This is a genomic window from Mycoplasmatota bacterium (assembly GCA_018394295.1).
GTDB lineage: Bacteria > Bacillota_I > Bacilli_A > Haloplasmatales > Haloplasmataceae > JAENYC01.
In genome coordinates, this window is sequence record CP074573.1 from 2,192,864 (window position 1) to 2,212,964 (window position 20,101).

Annotated in this window: 17 protein-coding genes; 4 read left to right on the top strand and 13 right to left on the bottom strand. The window is 29.3% G+C overall.

Translation table 11 applies throughout. The features are described from left to right. Nucleotides 1-85: 85 nt before the first annotated feature. Both KHQ81_10065 and KHQ81_10070 read left to right on the top strand, forming a co-directional pair. Nucleotides 86-352 (top strand): hypothetical protein, encoded by a 267-nt coding sequence (locus KHQ81_10065; protein QVK17228.1) that lies wholly within the window; start codon nucleotides 86-88, stop codon nucleotides 350-352. Between the two features lie 46 nt (nucleotides 353-398). Then, nucleotides 399-842, top strand: coding sequence for a GNAT family N-acetyltransferase (locus KHQ81_10070; GenBank protein QVK17229.1), 444 nt, complete (start codon nucleotides 399-401; stop codon nucleotides 840-842). 33 nt (nucleotides 843-875) lie between these two features. Here KHQ81_10070 and ugpC read toward each other — a convergent pair whose 3' ends face one another. The 4 genes from ugpC to KHQ81_10090 form a co-directional block, all read right to left on the bottom strand. Beyond that, nucleotides 876-1,979, bottom strand: coding sequence for a sn-glycerol-3-phosphate ABC transporter ATP-binding protein UgpC (ugpC, locus tag KHQ81_10075; protein ID QVK17230.1), 1,104 nt, complete (start codon nucleotides 1,977-1,979; stop codon nucleotides 876-878). A 110-nt stretch (nucleotides 1,980-2,089) separates the two neighbouring features. After that, nucleotides 2,090-2,944: a helix-turn-helix domain-containing protein gene (locus tag KHQ81_10080; protein ID QVK17231.1), complete on the bottom strand. Its 855-nt coding sequence runs from the start codon at nucleotides 2,942-2,944 to the stop codon at nucleotides 2,090-2,092. 189 nt (nucleotides 2,945-3,133) lie between these two features. After that, on the bottom strand, nucleotides 3,134-3,916 hold the full coding sequence (locus KHQ81_10085; GenBank protein QVK17232.1) for an NAD kinase: 783 nt from the start codon (nucleotides 3,914-3,916) through the stop codon (nucleotides 3,134-3,136). Nucleotides 3,917-3,930: 14 nt separating this feature from the next. Then, complete coding sequence (locus tag KHQ81_10090; GenBank protein QVK17233.1) at nucleotides 3,931-4,587, bottom strand: GTP pyrophosphokinase family protein; 657 nt, start codon at nucleotides 4,585-4,587, stop codon at nucleotides 3,931-3,933. 144 nt (nucleotides 4,588-4,731) lie between these two features. Here KHQ81_10090 and KHQ81_10095 point away from each other — a divergent pair, with 144 nt between their 5' ends. Beyond that, nucleotides 4,732-5,307 carry a CYTH domain-containing protein gene (locus tag KHQ81_10095; protein ID QVK17234.1) on the top strand — a complete coding sequence of 192 codons (576 nt, stop codon included), beginning with the start codon at nucleotides 4,732-4,734 and terminating at the stop codon, nucleotides 5,305-5,307. Between the two features lie 15 nt (nucleotides 5,308-5,322). Here KHQ81_10095 and spx read toward each other — a convergent pair whose 3' ends face one another. Beyond that, the gene (gene spx, locus KHQ81_10100) at nucleotides 5,323-5,775 is read right to left on the bottom strand and encodes a transcriptional regulator Spx (GenBank protein ID QVK17235.1); all 453 of its coding nucleotides are present in this window, start codon (nucleotides 5,773-5,775) and stop codon (nucleotides 5,323-5,325) included. Between the two features lie 241 nt (nucleotides 5,776-6,016). On the opposite strand from spx, the gene trpS reads away from it, so the two are divergent. Further along, nucleotides 6,017-7,003, top strand: coding sequence for a tryptophan--tRNA ligase (gene trpS, locus KHQ81_10105; protein QVK17236.1), 987 nt, complete (start codon nucleotides 6,017-6,019; stop codon nucleotides 7,001-7,003). Nucleotides 7,004-7,490: 487 nt separating this feature from the next. Here trpS and KHQ81_10110 read toward each other — a convergent pair whose 3' ends face one another. The 8 genes from KHQ81_10110 to clpB form a co-directional block, all read right to left on the bottom strand. Further along, nucleotides 7,491-7,850: a DUF3899 domain-containing protein gene (locus KHQ81_10110; protein QVK17237.1), complete on the bottom strand. Its 360-nt coding sequence runs from the start codon at nucleotides 7,848-7,850 to the stop codon at nucleotides 7,491-7,493. A 60-nt stretch (nucleotides 7,851-7,910) separates the two neighbouring features. Next, on the bottom strand, nucleotides 7,911-9,002 hold the full coding sequence (locus KHQ81_10115; GenBank protein ID QVK17238.1) for an ATP-binding cassette domain-containing protein: 1,092 nt from the start codon (nucleotides 9,000-9,002) through the stop codon (nucleotides 7,911-7,913). Then, nucleotides 9,002-10,039 carry an ABC transporter ATP-binding protein gene (locus KHQ81_10120; GenBank protein QVK17239.1) on the bottom strand — a complete coding sequence of 346 codons (1,038 nt, stop codon included), beginning with the start codon at nucleotides 10,037-10,039 and terminating at the stop codon, nucleotides 9,002-9,004. Before KHQ81_10120 ends, KHQ81_10115 begins: the two co-directional genes overlap by 1 nt. Next, nucleotides 10,039-11,499: an ABC transporter permease gene (locus KHQ81_10125; protein ID QVK17240.1), complete on the bottom strand. Its 1,461-nt coding sequence runs from the start codon at nucleotides 11,497-11,499 to the stop codon at nucleotides 10,039-10,041. The genes KHQ81_10120 and KHQ81_10125 overlap by 1 nt, the downstream gene beginning before the upstream one ends. Further along, complete coding sequence (locus KHQ81_10130) at nucleotides 11,496-12,452, bottom strand: ABC transporter permease (protein ID QVK17241.1); 957 nt, start codon at nucleotides 12,450-12,452, stop codon at nucleotides 11,496-11,498. The genes KHQ81_10125 and KHQ81_10130 overlap by 4 nt, the downstream gene beginning before the upstream one ends. A gap of 98 nt (nucleotides 12,453-12,550) precedes the next feature. Next, nucleotides 12,551-15,481 carry a hypothetical protein gene (locus KHQ81_10135; GenBank protein QVK17242.1) on the bottom strand — a complete coding sequence of 977 codons (2,931 nt, stop codon included), beginning with the start codon at nucleotides 15,479-15,481 and terminating at the stop codon, nucleotides 12,551-12,553. A 467-nt stretch (nucleotides 15,482-15,948) separates the two neighbouring features. Continuing rightward, nucleotides 15,949-17,325, bottom strand: a complete 1,377-nt coding sequence (locus KHQ81_10140; protein QVK17243.1) for an MATE family efflux transporter — start codon at nucleotides 17,323-17,325, stop codon at nucleotides 15,949-15,951. An 83-nt stretch (nucleotides 17,326-17,408) separates the two neighbouring features. Then, nucleotides 17,409-19,967, bottom strand: coding sequence for an ATP-dependent chaperone ClpB (clpB, locus tag KHQ81_10145; GenBank protein ID QVK17244.1), 2,559 nt, complete (start codon nucleotides 19,965-19,967; stop codon nucleotides 17,409-17,411). Nucleotides 19,968-20,101: the final 134 nt, after the last annotated feature.

The window sequence follows — 20,101 nt, forward strand, 5'->3', positions numbered from 1 at the left end:
GTGAGAATTTGAAAAGAATATTAGTAATCATTGGATTTTTGTTTTTAATGTCAGATGTTCTCGTCTGAATTATAAAAAAACCGATATGAAAATCGGTCAATTCGTTGTTTATCGTAGTTATTATAATAGCCAAAATCACATATGCAAGCTAGCTTCTACAGAATTGATTACCGAAGATGATACACACACCTATTATTTAACCTATACTGGATGTGATTTAGAATTAGGGTACTATATAAAAGAGGATAATAAATTTATCAAACTATCTGAAGCATTTGAAAAAAATCTAATCACATTTGATGAGATAAATTCACTAGAGATTTTATACAAACAAGAAAAACAATCTGATTAGTGAATATATTTTTAATATAATCAGAATAAATTGAAAAGGAGAAGCAATGGAATTAAAATCATATAACGTTCAAGAAATCGATGCGTATGTAGCTCTATTTTTAAAAGTATTTGAAAAAGAACCTTGGAATGATAAGTGGCCTTCTTTTGAAAGAGCTAAATCATACTTAACTGACTTATCTCAAACACCAGGATTTAGAGGTTTTGTAGCAACTAAAAATTCTACTATTGTCAGTATTTGTTTTGGTTATATTATGAAATGGTGGCAAGGTGATGAATATTTCGTCAAGGAATTTTTTGTAGATGATACGATGCAAAATCAAGGGATTGGAAGTATATTATATGATTATATGGTACAAAACTTACAAAAAGAAAAAGTGAGAACAATTACTTTACTTACAGAAAAAAGTATACCAGCATTTCAATTTTATCAAAAAAAAGGATTAACTCTTAGTGAAGATACCGTATTTCTATATCAAAATATTTCATAAAAAAAGACTTGCCAGATGGCAAGTCCTATTTTATTATTTACGAATACGTAATTCTGTTTCTGGATCAAAGAAATGACAATGTTGCATTTTTAATGCTAAATCTACCTTAGAACCAATTTTCAAGTCTGCACGAGCATCTACTTTTGAAACGATTCTCTGTTTATTTAAATCTGTATAAATAATTGTTTCTGAACCTAATAATTCAGCTACATCAACATTAAATGTTAAACGTGATTTAGCGTTAGCTTCTAATTCTAATGGTTTATCAGTAATATGTTCTGGTCTAATACCTAATACAACTGCTTTGTCTTCATATCCTTTAGCTTTTAATAAGTCAGCTTTTGGTTTTGGAATTTCAACTTCAAAATCACCAGATACAAATGTACCTTTTTCAGTAAATTTACCTTTAATAAAGTTCATTGGAGGTGTACCAATAAATCCACCTACGAACATATTATTTGGAAGGTCATAGATTTCCTTAGGTTCACCAATCTGTTGAATATACCCATCTTTCATTACAACAATACGTGAAGCCATTGTCATCGCTTCAATTTGGTCATGGGTAACGTATACAGTTGTTGTATCTAAACTCTCATGTAATTTAATTAATTCAGAACGCATTGTAACACGTAACTTAGCATCTAAGTTTGATAAAGGTTCATCCATCAAGAACACTTTAGCATCACGAACAATTGCACGTCCTAAAGCAACACGTTGTCTTTGTCCTCCTGAAAGAGCTTTTGGCTTACGATCTAAATATGGTTTTAATCCTAAAATTTCTGCTGCTTTTTGAACACGACGTTCAATTTCATCTTTAGGGAATTTACGTAATTTTAATCCAAATGCCATATTATCATATACATTCATATGAGGATATAATGCATAATTTTGGAAAACCATCGCAATATTACGATCTTTAGGAGCAACATCATTCATTAATTCATTATCAATATATAATTCTCCTGAAGTAATTTCTTCTAATCCAGCAATCATACGTAAAGTTGTAGATTTCCCACAACCTGATGGTCCTACAAAAACAATAAATTCTTTGTGTTCTACATTGATATTAAAATCAAATACAGCTTGTACATTGTTATCATAAATCTTATTAATATTTTTAAGTTTTAAAGTTGCCATTCTATTTCCTCCTATAATTTCTATTACATTTATTATATGACATATGCATTCTTAAGTAAATGTCAATTATGCACAACAATTTTCCCTAAAAATTGTGCAATTTGTACAAATTACATGACAAGGGCTAAATATACAATAAATGCATCTTCATAATTTCTAACATTAAAATGAGTTTGTTGAATAAATTTATCAATTTTGTGAATAAATGTATTTCGATGCATATAACATTTTTTCGCTGCAAGTGTAGAATTAAAGTTTGTTTCAAAATACATTTTAATCACATTAAGCATTTCAGTATCATATTGAAAATCTTTTAAAATATAAGATTTTATATCTTTTTTTATATTTTCATCAATATTAAATAAAATATTATTATTTATTAGATTTGTTTTATGAATAACCAAATGATTTGTTTTTTTATAAGAAACAAACGCCTTATAATCAAATTGAAAATATTTTGGTAGAGAATCATTAACGTCAAAGAAATCACTCTCATATCCAACTATTTGTATTAAGAAATCACTTTCAATCGATTTTAAAATATCGATAAATTGAATATCTTTATCTTTATCAACAACCATAATATATATGTTTTGTTTTTTAATTAAATAGGTACTTTCATCAAATGAACCAATTAATAATTGATTTAATTCTTGATAAGTCTCTTCATCCTTAACATTCATAAATTTAATCATATAATACTTCAGATGTTTCAATTTTATATCATCATCGCTTACACCAAATAAATAATTAATAATTGACTGATATTTATCTAACCCAATTTCCTCGCTTAATAATTCATACTGACTACATATCATTTTAAATTCATTATCAGTTATAGTATTTTTGGAAATACCAAAAATATGATGATTGCTATCAATAAAATAATAATACTTTTTAAAATCATACTCTGAAACAGATTCAATTAATTGATCTTTATATATTTTTTTGAGCGTTTCTTTCATCGATTAACACCTACATTACTAAAATAATTAATATAGATATAGTATATCACAATTCAAATGTTAATAAAAATCTATTAACAAAAATATATTGATATTATACATAATTAGATAATTAAAAAAATGAATCATAATGATTCACATTTTTAATCTTTATCTATTAAATTATAAATGAATAATGACTATCTATTTCTATAAAAATGATTTCTGAACTCTTTTCCAAAAATCATTTTTATCATACTGCCTAAAACGAACAACTTTTTCTGATAAAACAAATTTAATAAACTCAAAACTTTCTAAATTACGATGCATATGATCAACAGTTAATGTAACATCGTTAAAATTAGGAGATTTTAAAGTAATAAAATGTTCTTTAGGAAAGATCATCGGTGCAGAAATTGTTCGATAAACATTATTATTAATTGAACCAATTTCAGTTAATTGAAAAGCTTGGATTTTTGGATGCAACAAAGCACCGCCAAGCGATTTATTAAATGCAGAACTACCAGTAGGTGTACTAATACATAAACCAGTCCCTTGAAAAGATTCAAAATACTCATTATTAATAAATACTTCAATTTGTTGTGTATGAAAGGAATTGATTAATGTAATATCATTTAATGCATAAAATTTAATGCATGAAGTTTTATTATAAACATAGGCAGTTAATAGTGGAAAGGATACATCATTATATTGATTTTGAACGATTTTTTCAATAAAAGAATCTAAGTCCTCTGGGAGAAAGTCTGTATAAAAACCTAATTTCCCAGTATGAACACCTACAAAAACCACTTCATCTATTTTATTTATATAATGATGAACCGCTTTAAGCATCGTTCCATCTCCACCAACGGTGATGATAATATTCGGATTTTGTTGGTCATTTATAAAATTTATCTGAGTCAGCCGTTTGTGTAATTTGGTGACAACTTCTTCAGAAAATGGATCACCTCTTGTTATAATCGCATATTTCATAATGCCCTCCATTATTAATTATCATCATCATAACCTTTAAATTGACTTAATTTCTTTAAAACAAATTGTTGCTGAGCTTCTCTTATTTCATTTCTTATCTGAGATATTTGTTCATCTAAACTCACAGCAGCCTCAGCTGCTTTTATTAGTTTCTCTTTAATCTCCTCAGGAATTTCATCTTCATATTTATAATTTAACGAATGTTCAACAGTAGCCCATACATTCATAGTCATTGTACGGATTTGTACTTCAAATAGCACTTTTCTTGTACCATCAATTGTCTCTAAGTTATAATAACCATGTAAATGATAAGATCGATATCCACTTTCTTTTGGATAAGTAACATAATCTCGCTCATAGACAATTTCAATATCACTTCGCTTTTTTAATAAAGCGACAACTGAATAAATATCTTCAACAAACTGACAAGTAATTCTTACACCAGCAATATCATGCATTTTTTCACCAATTTCATCAAGTCGTAATGACATTCGCTTAGATTTATCAATTATACTATTGATTGTCTTCACTCGAACTCGAACAGATTCTATCGGTGAATGAATATTCTTTTTCCAATATTGAGCTCTTATTCCTTCTAATTTTAATTTTAATTCATGAACAGTTAACTCATAGGGTTGAAGAAATTCATCCCAATTATGTATATAAACCATATATTCTCCGTAAAACCGGATTCACCATCCTTCTCTTTTAAAGGTTTATTCATTCCCCTATCACCTTTATTTTACCATAAATTATTGATTTCACAAAAATAATTTATTAAAATAATAATATATAATAAACAAGGAGAATGGAAAATGTCACAAAATCTTGAAATAGAATTTAAAAATAGTTTAACAAAAACAGAATATGAGAAAATTATTGACCACTTCAATCCTTTGCCTGAATCAATGATAAAACAAGTCAACATTTACTTTGATACAAAAGATTTAATATTGAAAAAACAAAAAACTGCTTTAAGAGCTAGGATTAAGAAACAAACAATTGAGCTTACTTTAAAACAAAAACAAAAAGTTGGAATCTTAGAAACAACAGATATAATTACGGAAAATGATTTATCTGATATTATACAACATCATAAATTGAATAAAGGTGAAGTTTTCAATAAGCTACAAGAACTAGAAATAAATGATGCACTTTATGAATTAGCCTCATTAACCACTTACCGTTATGAAATCCCATATTTAGGTAATTTAATCGCTATAGACAAATCTTTCTATTATAATCATTGGGATTACGAGATAGAACTAGAAACCAACGAATATAATAATGGTAAGAAGATATTTCAGGAATTATTAGCGTCATTCAAAATTCCGAGAATAAAAACGAAAAACAAAATAGTACGAGCCTATAATTATAAAAAAAATCTCTGAAATGTCAGAGATTTTTTATACAGTTATTTTTAACGCTTCTTTTAATGCTTCTATATAATCACAAGTTCTATTTTGTTTTCGACAAATCTCACCATCACACATTAATTGTTCACGAATGTGTCTAGGTAAAAAAGTTCTAATTTCTTCATCATTATAACCGATTTGAAGCCTCTTATCATCAATAATAATAGGTCTACGTAAAATACTTGGATTTTGAATTATAAAGTCTAAAAGCTCATTCATTTTCATATTATTAATATCAATATTATTTTGACTGATTATTTTAGAGCGTGTTGAAATAATATCATCAAACCCATTTTCTGTTTTATCTAATATATGAATAATATCAGCCTTGGTTAATTTAGTATTAAATATATTAACCTCTTCATATTTTATTTTATATTCTTCAAACCATTTTTTAGCCTTACGACAAGAAGCACAACTAGGCGTTGTAAATATGGTTACCATTTATTTAAACCTTCCTTCAATATACTTATATCTACTACTAAAATACTTACAAATATCCTATTTCCTCAATTACATTATATCATAAAGGTAGGCGATTTTCTACACTATCTTTATACTTTAGTAATTTTTTCACAAAATAGCAAAGACTAACTCAAATAAAACTGAAAGTATATTGAGATTCACTTTTTATCAAAAAGGTGTTATAATTAATTAATAAAATTTATATAAAGGCAGGAATGTTATGAAAACAATATTTTCAGGAATTAAACCTAGTGGTGATTTAACATTAGGAAATTATATTGGTGCGGTCTCAAATTTTGTTAAGCTACAAAAAGACTACGACTGTTATTTTTGTATCGTTGACCTACATGCAATCACTGTACCACAAAAAAAACTTGAACTTAAAAAACGAACAAAAGATATCGCTTCTTTATATATTGCCTGTGGAATAAATCCAGATATCTCTACTGTATTTGTACAATCTGAAGTTCCAGCTCATGTGCAACTTAGTTGGATATTAGAGTGTAATACTTATATCGGTGAATTAAACCGCATGACCCAATTCAAAGATAAATCGCAAAAACAGGGAACTGATGGTTTATCATGTGGGTTATATACTTATCCTGTTTTAATGGCTTCTGACATATTACTATATGATGCAGATTTGGTACCTGTTGGAGAAGACCAAAAACAACATGTTGAAATAGCAAGAGATATTGCAACCCGCTTTAATAATAAATATGGTGAAACATTTGTTATTCCTGAACATTATGTACCTAAAGTAGGCGCTAGAATAATGGATTTACAAAATCCATTGAAAAAAATGAGTAAAAGTGATAATAACAAAGGATGTATATTAATGTTAGATGACCCTAAAGTTATCCATAAAAAAGTTATGTCAGCTGTCACTGATAGTGGTTCATCTGTTCACTATGATAAAGTAAATAAACCAGGTATTAGTAATTTATTAACTATCTTATCAATAATATCAAATAAATCAATTGATGACCTTGAAACGCAATTTAAAGAATCGAATTATGGTCAATTTAAAAAAGAAGTAGCTGATACATTAGTTGAATTCATCATACCAATTCAAAATCGATTTAATAAAATTAGAAACTCTGACGAATTAGATGATATATTAGATAAAGGCGCTGAAAAAGCTAGAAAAATAACTTATAAAAAAATAATGAAGGTCTATAAACGTATTGGTTTACAAAGAAAATAAGAATTTCTATTTTTATTTCTAATTTAATCTAGTAGGAGAAAATATATCATTTTTCTCCTTTTTTTTCGACCTTTCACACTACCATTACATACCGTTTTGTACTGAACGATTCCATATATTCATATTCTTATAGAAAATTAAGGATAAACTAACTTTTTTACTATATCGTGCTCTTCTAACTGCCTTCTAAGTAAGGTTTTCTTTTTTCATTTTTTACTTTCATACATCAGTTCAGTTCTTTCATTTATATATCTACTAATATGACTTTTTATTGACTTCTTGCTCACTAGTCCTAGTCATAAAAGTATTTGATGTAAAAAAGCAAGACCTACCGTCTTATAACTTTGCCTTGAGGTAAACGCCGTTTAACCAAAAAACAACATGCTTAACATGTTGTTTTTTATATGCATATAAAAATATTTTCAAATATATTGGTTTAAGAAAAATTGCTTAAACCCTAATATTTCAGTTTGTTAGATAATTAATACTAATGATAAAATATATAAAGTAATAAAAAGGATATTCCCATATAAATCAATCCTGTAAATAGGATTATTCCTACTGGAATTTTTTCTCTTTCACTTCTTTCTACGTGATATTCATAATATGAACCCATGTTATTATTGCGTGAGAAAATACTTTTGAAAAACTTTTTTGTTCCAAAAATTGCTATATCAAATATACCTTCACCACTAACATAAATTAAGATACCAACGCCAAATAAAATAATACCACTAGAAAAAGTTGCATTAATCCAGCCTATTAAATCGTATCTAGCACCAAATAGTAATATTAATATTGTAAATACTATGCTAAATATCATAAATATGATTTTACCTATTGACATTTAATCACCCACCATTTATAGGATTAAAATTTTTGAGATATCTCATCTCTTTAATGTCGACTATTTAATTATTTTTTTGTACTCTTCCAATTCACTAGGTGAAGCAGATACAAAATGTCCTGGTTTTATCTCCACTAAAGATGGTTGATTATTCTCATCATAATTATGTGAGGATTGATCATAATGTATACGTTGTCTATTTCTTTCACTCAAAGGATCAGGAATAGGAATTGCAGATAATAAAGATTTAGTATAAGGATGTAAAGGATTTAAAAACAATTCTTTACTATCAGCTACTTCAACTATTTTTCCAAAATACATAACTGCGATTCGATCAGAAAAATATTTAACAACTGACAAATCATGAGCAATAAATAAAACAGTTAAACCTAATTTTTCTTTTAAATCATTCAATAAATTTATAACCTGTGCTTGAATTGAAACATCTAATGCACTTATTGGTTCATCAGCAATCAGAATTTCTGGTTCGATAACTAGAGCTCTAGCAACACCAATACGCTGTCTTTGCCCACCAGAGAACTCATGTGGATAACGGAAGGCATGCTCAGGTAATAAACCTACGATTTGAAGTATATCTGAAACTTTTTGTTTAATTACCTTGTCATCTTTCTCACCGTGAATTCTTAAACCTTCAGCAATAATTTCTTTAACGGTCATACGTGGGTTTAAGGAAGCTATAGGATCTTGAAAGATCATTTGAATTTTATCATAGTAATGTTTATTTTCATTATTTAAATGCTTTGCTTCTCTTATTTTTGATTTTAATTCTGAAATTCTAATTTTAGATTTTTTAGCTAATTCACATATATTAGCTGCTTTTTCAGATTTCTTTGCTTTTAATTCCGCTTTAAGTCTTTTAATCTCTTTAACATAACTTGCTGTTCCCTGTGCAATTTTAACACCATTTAAAATTACTTCACCATCAGTAATATTGTATAAATTAATAATTGATCTTCCTGTAGTTGTCTTTCCACAACCAGATTCACCAACTAATCCTAAGGTTTCTCCTTTTTTAAGTGAAAAACTAACTCCATCAACTGCTTTCACAAATATATGTTTTCTACCTGTTCCTACATCAAAATGTTGTTTTAAGTTTTTGACTTCTAAAATCGGAGATTCAACTTTCTTCATTAGTTACCCCTCCCATTTTTTAATCGCTCAATACGATTTTTTAAACTTTTTGGCATTTCAACTTTTGGTGCTAATTCATGTAATAACCAAGTTGCTGCGTAATGGGATTCAGAAATTTTGAACATTGGAGGTTGTTCTTCAAAGTCTATCTGTAATGCATACTTATTTCTAGCTGCAAATGCATCTCCTTTAGGAGGAAAATGCATGTCTGGTGGTGTGCCAGGGATTGTAAATAACTTTTCTTTGGAATCTAAATCTGGCATTGCTGATAATAATGCCCATGTATATGGATGTTTTGGTTGATAGAAAATTTCTTCAACATTACCATATTCAACAATTTTTCCAGCATACATAACTGCAACTCTATCTGCCATATTAGCAACTACACCTAAATCATGTGTAATAAAGATAACAGATAAATTTCTTTCTTTCTTGATTTTGTTAATTAATTCAAGAATTTGTGCCTGAATTGTAACATCTAAAGCGGTAGTTGGTTCGTCACAGATTAAAATTTCTGCATTATTTGCTAGAGCAATTGCGATAACAATACGTTGTCTCATCCCACCAGAAAATTGAAAAGGATATTGATAATATCTTTTTTCTGGTTGATCGATTCCAACTTCTGTCATTAATTCTATAGTTCTTTTTTTAGCTTCCGCTTTTGTTAAACCTAATTTAAGATACAGTGCCTCAGAAATTTGTTTTCCAACTTTCATTATTGGATTTAAACTAGACATTGGATCTTGGAAAATCATAGAGATTTTAGTACCTCTAATTTTATGAAAGTCAGGTTCTTTAATTTTCATCAAATCTTGACCGTCATAAAAAATTGACCCACCTTCATAAATAGAATTTCCAGCTAAAATTCCCAGAATTGCACGACTGGTTACACTTTTTCCACTACCACTTTCTCCTACTATAGCTAATGTTTCACCTTTTTTTAGTTTAAAACTAACATTTCGAACAGCTTTAACTGTACCATTTACAGTCTTAAAAGAGATAGCTAAGTCTTTAACTTCTAATATTGTCTCAGCCATTATTCTTCAACTCCCCTTAACGATGGATTAAATGCATCTCTTAGTCCATTACCAAACATATTAAAAGATAGCATCAATAGTGAAATAATTATTCCAGGGAATAATAATATATGCACACTAGTATTCATTACTTCTTGACCATAACTAATTATTCTACCGAGACTAGTAGTTGTACCATAGTTAATAATTGATAAGAATGAGAAATTTGATTCAGTGAAAATAATAAATGGTATTTGCAATACGGTAGATGTAATAATCATACCAAGTGCATTTGGAAATATATGTCTAGCCATAATTCGAACATCTGATGCTCCTAAACTTCTTGCTGCTAACACATACTCTCTATTTTTATATCGATAGAATTGAGCACGCACCATCCTTGATGTACCTACCCAACCTGTCAAAGTAAATGCTAATACTACAACCCACATTGTACTACCAAAACGTAATATCAGAATGGTAAGCACTGCTAACAAAGGAATTTCTGATACAATCTCAAATATACGTTGTAAATATAAGTCTACTTTTCCACCATAGTATCCACAAATTGCTCCCAAAACAATACCAATCATAATGTTTATTGTAGCAACTGTGAACGAAACAATGAAAGATGTTCTTGTACCAATCCAAATAGAAGTAAATAAGTCACGTCCTTCTTGGTCTGTACCAAACCAAAAATATGGCATTTCTCCTTCTTCATATCCCATATACTGCCAATAATCAACATATAATTTATACATAGTTCTAGTATAATGTTCTTCACTAATTACAGTATCAGGGTCTATTGAGGAAAATGTTTCTAATGATACAATATATTCCTTCTCCACACCATTTTCATCAAGTGCTACATATCTAACCATTTTAGCACTAATTTCTTCAGGTGTTCCAATTATAATACTAGGATCAACCTCTTCAAATTGACTTTGACTCAAGGTTAAATATTTTTTCTCATCATGAGAATTAATCCAATTTCTATACTTATAATCATCAACTTTAATATCCATAAAAGTAGTGTATGTCCATGGAATTTCAACACCATTCTTATAACATACATCACCATATGGATTTCCATCACATCTTGGCTTTGTATGTACATTAGAGGTACTTATAACAATATCTTCAGGAATTTGAGTATATCGTGTCATAGTATAATCTTTATACACTTTAGTTCCATCAAATATCCCTAATTTTTCAATTCCAGGAATTCTTGGTGGTAGAGTAGCGATTCTCACGTCTTTGTCATTAAAGCTATAACTATTAAGATACGGACCGAAAAGAGTAAAGAAAAAGATAATCATTAATATAATGAAAGCTAAAACAGATACTTTATTTTTTCTAAAACGAATCCAAGCATCTTTAAAATAACCTATCGGTTCAGTTTCAATCTTTTCATCATAAATGACTTTATCTTGCTGAACTAAGGTAAATTTAGACTTATCTAATATTTTTTCATTATTCATCGTTTTCCACCTCCAACTCTAATTCGTGGATCAATAACACTATATGATATATCAACAAATAAAGTTGCTAATAAACCTATCACTAAATACATAACACTCAAAAACATTATTAATGGATAGTCTCTAGCTCCAAAAGCTTCTAAGTAACTATTTGCAACACCCGGAATAACATATATTTTTTCAACTATTAGTGAACCAAATAATGATCCAATTAGCCCCCCAATAATCATTGGTGCTAAAGGTACCATTGAATTTCTCATAGCATGACGTAATGTTGCTTGTCTTTTGGTAAGACCTTTAGTTCTACATAATAACATAAATTCCGATGTTAGTACCTCAGTTAGTTCTGCACGTGTGAAACGTGTGAAACCTGCTACAGCTCCAAATACCATAGATAACCAAGGCAATAATATTGTGGTAAATCTTAAAGATGGATTAACTGCTACATCTGCCTTCGCAGCATAAAATGGCAATACCCATTCTAATTCATACGCGAAATAGTATTGCAATAAAGATGCAACAACAAAACCAGGACAACTAATAAAGAAAATGACCCCTAATGAAATGACATGGTCGATACCTTTATTTTTCCTTAATGCAGCTAAAATACCAAGACCAAATCCAAGAGGAACTGAAAACAAAAACGGAACTATAGAAATTGAAGCAGAAACAGGGATTCTATGTACAACTTCATCTACTACGTCATTTTGTTTACTAGTGGACCATCCCCACTTAAATTCAGTTACAATATTTTTAATCCAAATTCCATATTGTTCTGGGATAGATTTGTCTAATCCTTCTTCTTTTCTAATTCTCTCAATAATTTTCGGATCTTGTCCAAGTACAGGTTTGTCAAAATCTGGCATCATTCTAATCGTTACAAAGATAATTGTTATAATGATTAGAGCAGTTATGAACATCAAACCTAGTCTTTTCAAAATATACTCAAACACAATTTTACCTCCTATTTCAAATAATAAATACAACCCCAAAGAATTAAATCCTCAGGGTTGTAAGTTTATAACTGATTGTTTTTAATTTAAATATATTTCTATGATACTACGTCAGGTTCATTTTTGTACATATATTTAAGTCCGCCCCAACCCATCCAGTTATGGAATTCAGGACTTTCAAATACGATACTGTCAGAATATACTACAGTTGTAACTGCTGAATATAATGGCACATTCATATATAAATCTAATACACTTTTTTCCATAGCAGCTAATATATTTAGGCAATCTAAATCTTTACCTTCATACACATCATACAAATCTCCACCTGGTTGAACAGCTTGGAACCATTCATCATAAGTTCTTGTTTCAGAGATATCTTCTTTACCTGCATTTTTATATGGTAATTCTACAGTAAGTTCAGTATCACCAGGAGTAAATCCTTTTTCTTGCATATAGGCTTGATGGTTGTTATAAACATAACCAATTAATTCAATAGGCCAGAAGTCCATGCCATACCATGCACCAAATGACATATCAAAATTACCAGCATCAGTAACTGCGTCTAATGCATCACCTGAATACGGTTGGATAACGAATTCAAATTTACCTTCATTTGATCCACCTTCAACTGCATCAAATGAAGTTTCAACACAATTTTTAACCCATCGATTTAATGTCCAGTTTCTCTCTGAATCATACATAGCTAATTCAATAGTAACTTTTTCACCATCTGTAATATCACCAGCAGCAACTGCTTCAGCATATGCATCATTGAATAATTCTAAAGCATACTCTGGATCATATCCAAATGTTTCTGGACTTCTATCAGCTATTACTGATTCACCTTGTTCTGTTCCTCTAAATGATATTGTAGAGAAATCAGCAATTATATATTTAGATGTTAATAATGCTTGTTGAGGGAATGAAGGTGCTACTACAGTATTAGACATTTCTTCTCGGTTAATAGCGTAATATATACCTTCACGGAATTTGTCATATTTCATCATTGGATTAGTATTTTCATCTGGTCTATCAGCAATATTGAAATAATAACGGTATGTTTGTGTAGTTGGTGATAATTTAACATTAGGATTTTCTTTAAATTCATCATAGTAATCTCCACCAACACCAGCTATATCAAGACGACCTTCTTTGAACTCTGAAACATAAGCTGATTGATCACCAATAACATCATCTCTTATTTTGTCAAATCTATAATTATCTTTATCAAAGAAATGTTCATTTTTTTCATACAAATAAAGTTTTTCTGTTTCCCAAGTCACTAATTTATATGGACCATATGACATAATTGTATCAGCACTTGTTCCATAAGTAGTTCTAGTACGTTCAGGATTCATTCCAGCTTCATATAATCCTTCATGTACAGGACCAGTAATTCCACTAGTTAATTGTCCACGTAAATCCCAACTTGTAAGAGGATCTTGTAAAACAAATTGAAGTGTATGATCATTAACTTTATGAACTCCAACCTCAGAGAAATCTAAAGTTTCTGGATAATTTTGAACAGTTCTAGATGTTTCATGTTCACCTAAGTATTCAATTGTACATGCGTCTTCGCTAATTGAAGTTACTAAAGAACCTTCAACTTGATTATCATACATTACATAGCATCCCTTATATCCAGTACCTTGGAAGAAATAATCTTCTGCATTAACTACAGGTATATCTTGATATAAATTAGAAGCTCTGTCATTAACTAATTTAGGATCAATTAACATCTTATATGCATATAAATAATCATCTACTGTAATTGGTGTACCGTCTTCCCATTTTAAATCTTCTCTTAATTCAATATTCCATGTCTTTTGATCACCATTAACATCAATAGGTAAACTTTTTGCTAGATAAGGAAGTCTATCATAATTTAATAAATCCATGTTTCTGAAATCTCCAACTTGTAATCCAGCACTTGCCCAATCAAAGTCACCTTTATATAATCCAGCTGTGATATAATCATATAAATCACTAGCTACACCTGCTGTAGTAGCATGTGGGTTAATAATAGATTCTCCAGCAGTATATTCTCTATATGTATAAGTATTTCCTGTTCCTATTACAAATACTCTAAATGTTTTTGTTTCAGTAACATCATTTAATGTAATAGTAGCCGTTAATGTTACTTCAGTATCTAGTTCTTGTCTAGTAACATTAGCAACTCCACCAGCAATTGATACAGCAACTGTATTGTTACTTTCCCATACAATTGGAATATTATAAGCACCAGTAGTTGGAAGTGTTAAATCCCCAATAACAAAGTCAATTCTAAATAAACGTAAGTTTTCTTTAACTTCTGCTACTTTTCCTTCATCAGTATCTGCTAACTTAGTAATAACTAAATCAAATGTTTTTGTTTCAGTTAAAGTATTTCCATTGTCATCAATAGTTAAAGTAGCTGTTAAAGTAACATTTTCATCATTTTCAGTTCTAGTTACAGTAGCGATTTGAATACCACTAGTACCAGGTTCTGCTAATGAAACTACAGCATCATTACTAGAGGTCCAAACAATATTTACTGAATCATGAACTGTTGATATAGCATTTAAACTGAATGAATTTTCAACGATATTAGTAATATCATTTACTGATGTGATATCTAATCCAGTTACAGCTTCATCCAATTTTGCTTGAGCACCTTGGGGTGTAGCTATTACAGTAAGTGAATATTCTTTAGTTTTGAAAGCATCACCTTTTGTTGCAATTAAAATTAACTTAACAGTAGCATCACTTTGACCAACTGCTGGTCTAGTAATCTCAGCCACATTATTTTGAATCTTTAAAACTTGTTCATTACCAGATGTCCATGTAAATGAAACACCAGATTCTGAATCAGAGGCTGGTAAATCGAAGTTTTGAGTAACAGCAGTTAAATCTGGAAGTTCCAAATTACTAATCACTGTATTGATAACTTCTTCATTATCTTTGTCTTTAGTTGTTTTATTGTCATTACAAGCTACTAAAACTGATGCAAAAACAACTAATAATACCAAGGTAAAAAATCTTTTCATACTTTCTATTCCTCCTTCTTTATTACCTTATATAGGTTATTATAATTTTACATTACTCAGTATAGTTTGTCAATGATATTATTATTTTAGTTTACTGATTATCAAAATTTATTAATAATAACTATGATATCCGACAAAATCGAAAAAAAAATCTCTAGATTTTTGAGAAAAAATATGGTTTTTTTGGGTTTTTTATTATTAATTATTCCTTCAACAACTTTATAATTTCTTATACTTCTAAAGTAGATTTCAAATAGAAAGTTCATATCTTCTATTTCGATTAACTTGTTTATTAAGCCATTCTACTTCTTAGATAAGTTATATTAATTGCATTAATTTTATGTCTAGCAATTCATTTCTACATATAATTGTAACAACCTAATTTCGGTATTTCTTTCGTTAATTATATGCTACTTATTTTTAAAAAAGTGAGCATACTAATGTATATTCACTTTTGTATTATTTTATTATACAATTTTTCTTTTCCACTCACCAAACTTATACAAAAACAACCCTAATATACAAACTATAACATTACTCAGTACCATTGCATACCAAATACCACTACTACCAAGATTAGTAAAATGCTTAAAAATAAGTATTAAAGGAATCCTTATCCCCCATAATCTTGTCATTGACATAATAAATGAATAAATACTCTTACCAGACCCTACAAATACGCCATTGAAATTTTGGAATATACCCATAAGTGGAATATTAAGTCCCACAAACATCATATAAGTTACAGCTAATGTAATGGATTCTTCTTCTCGTAAAAAAATCTTAACGATATTTATCCTAACAGGATAAGGTAATATAATCACCATCCCTATAAACATCATAAGTAGTGTTAATTTTAGTGATGTATAAAATGATTCCTTTGCGCGTTTATAATTCTCATTACCTATATTTTGACCTATATAAAATGCTAACGCACTTCCAATTCCCATCGCTGGCATCATAATTAAGCTTGTAATCCGGTTTCCTATACCAAAAGCAGCCATTGTAGAATCTCCATATGAAATAATAAATGCATTTAATACGGTAAAGCCTAATGCAGTTAATGATCCACTAAATGATGCTGGTATCATTACCTTCACAATCTTTTTAACCATTTTCCATTTCAATTTCATATGTTTTATAATAAGATGAATACTTTTTTTATCAAGAAAGGCTTTATGTAACCAAAAAGGCATTACAATTAATTTAGCTAAAATAGTTGCATAAGCAACTCCTGGAACACCTAATTTAAATATTATTATAAATAACGGATCTAATAAAACGTTTAAGATAACTGAGCTCCCTGTAAACAATACCGGCGTTAAGGTATCACCATAGGCTTGACGCATTGACGTAAACACTAACAAACAAAAATCTAAAGATATCCCTATAAACATAATCCTTAAATAACTTAAACCTAATATATATGTTTCTGGATCCTTATTATCTCTCATTAAATGCAAAATAGATGGCGCAAATAAATAGGCCAGTACCATCATTAATAGTCCAATTAAAAAAGAAAACATAAAAATTTGACTTGCCAACTTACTGGCTTTTTCTTTTTCATTTGCACCTATGTATTGACTCATTAATGAGGTTCCGGCAATTTGTATTCCCATTCCAAAGGCTATAAATAGCATTAAAACAGGCCAAACAAGACTAATAGCCGATACTTCTGTATCAGCCTTACTTATCTTAGAGACCCATAAAGTATCTGCAAGATTATATAAGGTATGCATCAAATTGTTAACCACAATTGGAATAGATAAAACTAATAATCCCTTATATAGATTACCTTTTAAAACAATTTGTCTTTTTTCTTCATTACTCATTTTTAATATCATAAAATCACATCCAACAGAGATATTATAACATCATTTAAGTTAATTGATAAGTTAAAATGAAAATTTAATAGATATAGTTTATATTATTCTATTATAATATTCCTGTCTTTCATATTGATTGTAATAACTTGATGTGGTTTTATTTCATTACTTATGATTTTATGAGCAATCGGTGTTTCAACATGACGTTGGATAAAGCGTTTCAATGGTCTCGCTCCATAAACTGAATCATACCCTGTTTTAGCGATATATTCTAAAACTTCCGGCTTAACTAAAATATCTATGGTTTGTTCCTTTAATCTAACTTTTAATTCATCAATAAATTTTTCTACTACCTTAACAATAACTTCTTCATTTAGTAGACTAAATTTTACAATCTCATCAATCCGATTTAAAAATTCAGGTTTAAAATGATTTTTTAATTCTCTATCAATTAAGTCATATGCATTTTCTATATTATTTTCTAATAAATGTAATGACCCAATATTTGATGTCATTATTATGATTGTATTTTTAAAGTCAACTGTTCTTCCTTGAGAATCTGTAATACGCCCATCATCTAATATTTGAAGTAATATATTAAATACCTCACGATGTGCTTTTTCTATTTCATCTAGTAAAACAATTGAATATGGTTTGCGTCTTACCGCTTCGGTCAACTGTCCACCTTCTTCATATCCAACATAACCAGGAGGAGCACCAATTAAACGAGAAACACTAAACTTCTCCATATATTCACTCATATCAATTCTTACGATATGTTCTTCACTATCAAATAAAGCTTCAGCTAATGATTTTGCAACCTCTGTTTTACCAACCCCTGTTGGTCCTAAAAATAAGAACGAACCAATTGGTTTATTTGGATCTTTAATTCCCGCTCTTGCTCTAATTATCGCATTCGCCACGAGTTCAACTGCTTTTTCTTGACCTTTAACGCGTTTTCGTAAAATATCTTGTAAATTGAGTAATTTCTCTTTTTCGCCTTGAACAAGTTTTGCTAATGGAATTTTAGTCCAACGTGATATAATCTCAGCGATTTCTTCCTCTGTTACATTTTCTCTTAACATATTATTTTGCTCTTCTTTATTTCCTAATTCTCTAATTTGATTTTCAATAATAGGAATAACACCATATTTTATTTCAGCTGCTTTATTTAAATCATATTTACTTTCAGCAATTTCTAAATCATGTTTGGCTTTATCTAATTTTGCTTTTGCATCTTGCAACTGATTAATCCCAGCTTTTTCTTTTTCATATTTGGCCTTCATTTCTCTATGTTTATCTTTCAAATTAGCAATCTCTCTTTGAAGGTTACTTAATCTTTCCAGTGATAATTGATCTTTTTCTTTCTTCAATGCTCTCTCTTCAATTTCATATTGCATAATTTTACGTGTTACTTGATCTAATTCTTCTGGCATTGAATCAATCTCTATTCGTATGGTTGCACAGGCCTCATCAATTAAATCAATTGCTTTATCTGGTAAAAACCGATCAGTTATATATCGTTCTGATAAACTAGCAGCAGCAATAATCGCACTATCAGCGATTTTAACCCCATGATGCACCTCAAATCGTTCCTTTAACCCCCGTAAAATACTGATTGTGTCTTCAATTGATGGTTCATCAACTAATACTTTTTGAAAACGTCGTTCTAATGCAGAATCTTTTTCAATGTATTTTCGATATTCATTTAATGTTGTAGCACCAATACAATGAAGTTCTCCACGAGCTAACATTGGTTTTAATAAATTTCCTGCATCCATTGCACCTTCTGTTTTACCTGCACCTACAATTGTATGAATTTCGTCAATGAATAGGATAATTTTCCCTTCACTTTGTTTAATTTCATTTAGCACAGCTTTTAAACGTTCTTCAAATTCACCACGATATTTAGCTCCAGCTACTAGACTAGCCATATCTAATTCAAAGATGGTTCTATCTTTTAAAGTTTCAGGAATATCATTTTTAACAATTCTTTGAGCTAACCCTTCTACAATAGCTGTCTTTCCTACACCGGGTTCCCCAATTAAGACCGGATTATTTTTTGTTTTCCGTGATAATATTCTAATTGCTCTTCTAATTTCTTCATCACGACCAATCACAGGGTCAACTTTATGATTTTTTGCCTCTTTAACTAAATCGCGACCATATTTCTCTAATACTTCATAACTTGCTTCTGGATTTTGTGTTTTCACTTTTTGATTCCCTCTTATCTTATCAATCGTTTTTTCAATCTCTTTATATTGAATATCTAATTTTTTAATTATTTCTTTATGTTTATAATGATTTATTTTAAAATATGCCAAAATGACATGTTCTACTGATAAGTAATCATCTTTTAATTTGTTCTTATGATGATTTGCATCAATTAATAATTGATTTAAAGCATTTGAAATATATAACTGCTGATTTTCACTTTCTACTTTCGGTAAACTATCAATTAATTGATTTAATTCTAAAATGAATTGTTTGCTGTTATTTTGACTCAATTCAAAGACACGTCTTAACAATCCTTCAGTAGCATTTGCTAAAGAAATCATTAAGTGTTCAATTTCAACTTGTTGATGATGATTACTTAATGCTAAATTTTGAGCACTACTTATCGCTTGTTGCATTTTCTCAGTAAATTGATTAATATCCACTGCTAACACCTCCTGATTTAGCACTCACCTATACAGAGTGCTAATAACCAGTTATATAATAACGCAAATTCTGTACACTGTCAATATAATTACTAGTTTTTATTAACCATATTTAACCAAAAACAAATAGTGAT

Coding starts and splice junctions, on each gene's coding strand:
- KHQ81_10125 (QVK17240.1), bottom strand. CDS start 11,499: ATGAATAATGAAAAAATATTAGATAAGTCTAAATTTACCTTAGTTCAG.
- KHQ81_10085 (QVK17232.1), bottom strand. CDS start 3,916: ATGAAATATGCGATTATAACAAGAGGTGATCCATTTTCTGAAGAAGTT.
- ugpC (QVK17230.1), bottom strand. CDS start 1,979: ATGGCAACTTTAAAACTTAAAAATATTAATAAGATTTATGATAACAAT.
- KHQ81_10090 (QVK17233.1), bottom strand. CDS start 4,587: ATGGTTTATATACATAATTGGGATGAATTTCTTCAACCCTATGAGTTA.
- KHQ81_10110 (QVK17237.1), bottom strand. CDS start 7,850: ATGTCAATAGGTAAAATCATATTTATGATATTTAGCATAGTATTTACA.
- KHQ81_10065 (QVK17228.1), top strand. CDS start 86: ATGAAAATCGGTCAATTCGTTGTTTATCGTAGTTATTATAATAGCCAA.
- spx (QVK17235.1), bottom strand. CDS start 5,775: ATGGTAACCATATTTACAACGCCTAGTTGTGCTTCTTGTCGTAAGGCT.
- trpS (QVK17236.1), top strand. CDS start 6,017: ATGAAAACAATATTTTCAGGAATTAAACCTAGTGGTGATTTAACATTA.
- KHQ81_10140 (QVK17243.1), bottom strand. CDS start 17,325: ATGATATTAAAAATGAGTAATGAAGAAAAAAGACAAATTGTTTTAAAA.
- KHQ81_10115 (QVK17238.1), bottom strand. CDS start 9,002: ATGAAGAAAGTTGAATCTCCGATTTTAGAAGTCAAAAACTTAAAACAA.
- KHQ81_10120 (QVK17239.1), bottom strand. CDS start 10,039: ATGGCTGAGACAATATTAGAAGTTAAAGACTTAGCTATCTCTTTTAAG.
- KHQ81_10080 (QVK17231.1), bottom strand. CDS start 2,944: ATGAAAGAAACGCTCAAAAAAATATATAAAGATCAATTAATTGAATCT.
- KHQ81_10070 (QVK17229.1), top strand. CDS start 399: ATGGAATTAAAATCATATAACGTTCAAGAAATCGATGCGTATGTAGCT.
- KHQ81_10095 (QVK17234.1), top strand. CDS start 4,732: ATGTCACAAAATCTTGAAATAGAATTTAAAAATAGTTTAACAAAAACA.
- KHQ81_10135 (QVK17242.1), bottom strand. CDS start 15,481: ATGAAAAGATTTTTTACCTTGGTATTATTAGTTGTTTTTGCATCAGTT.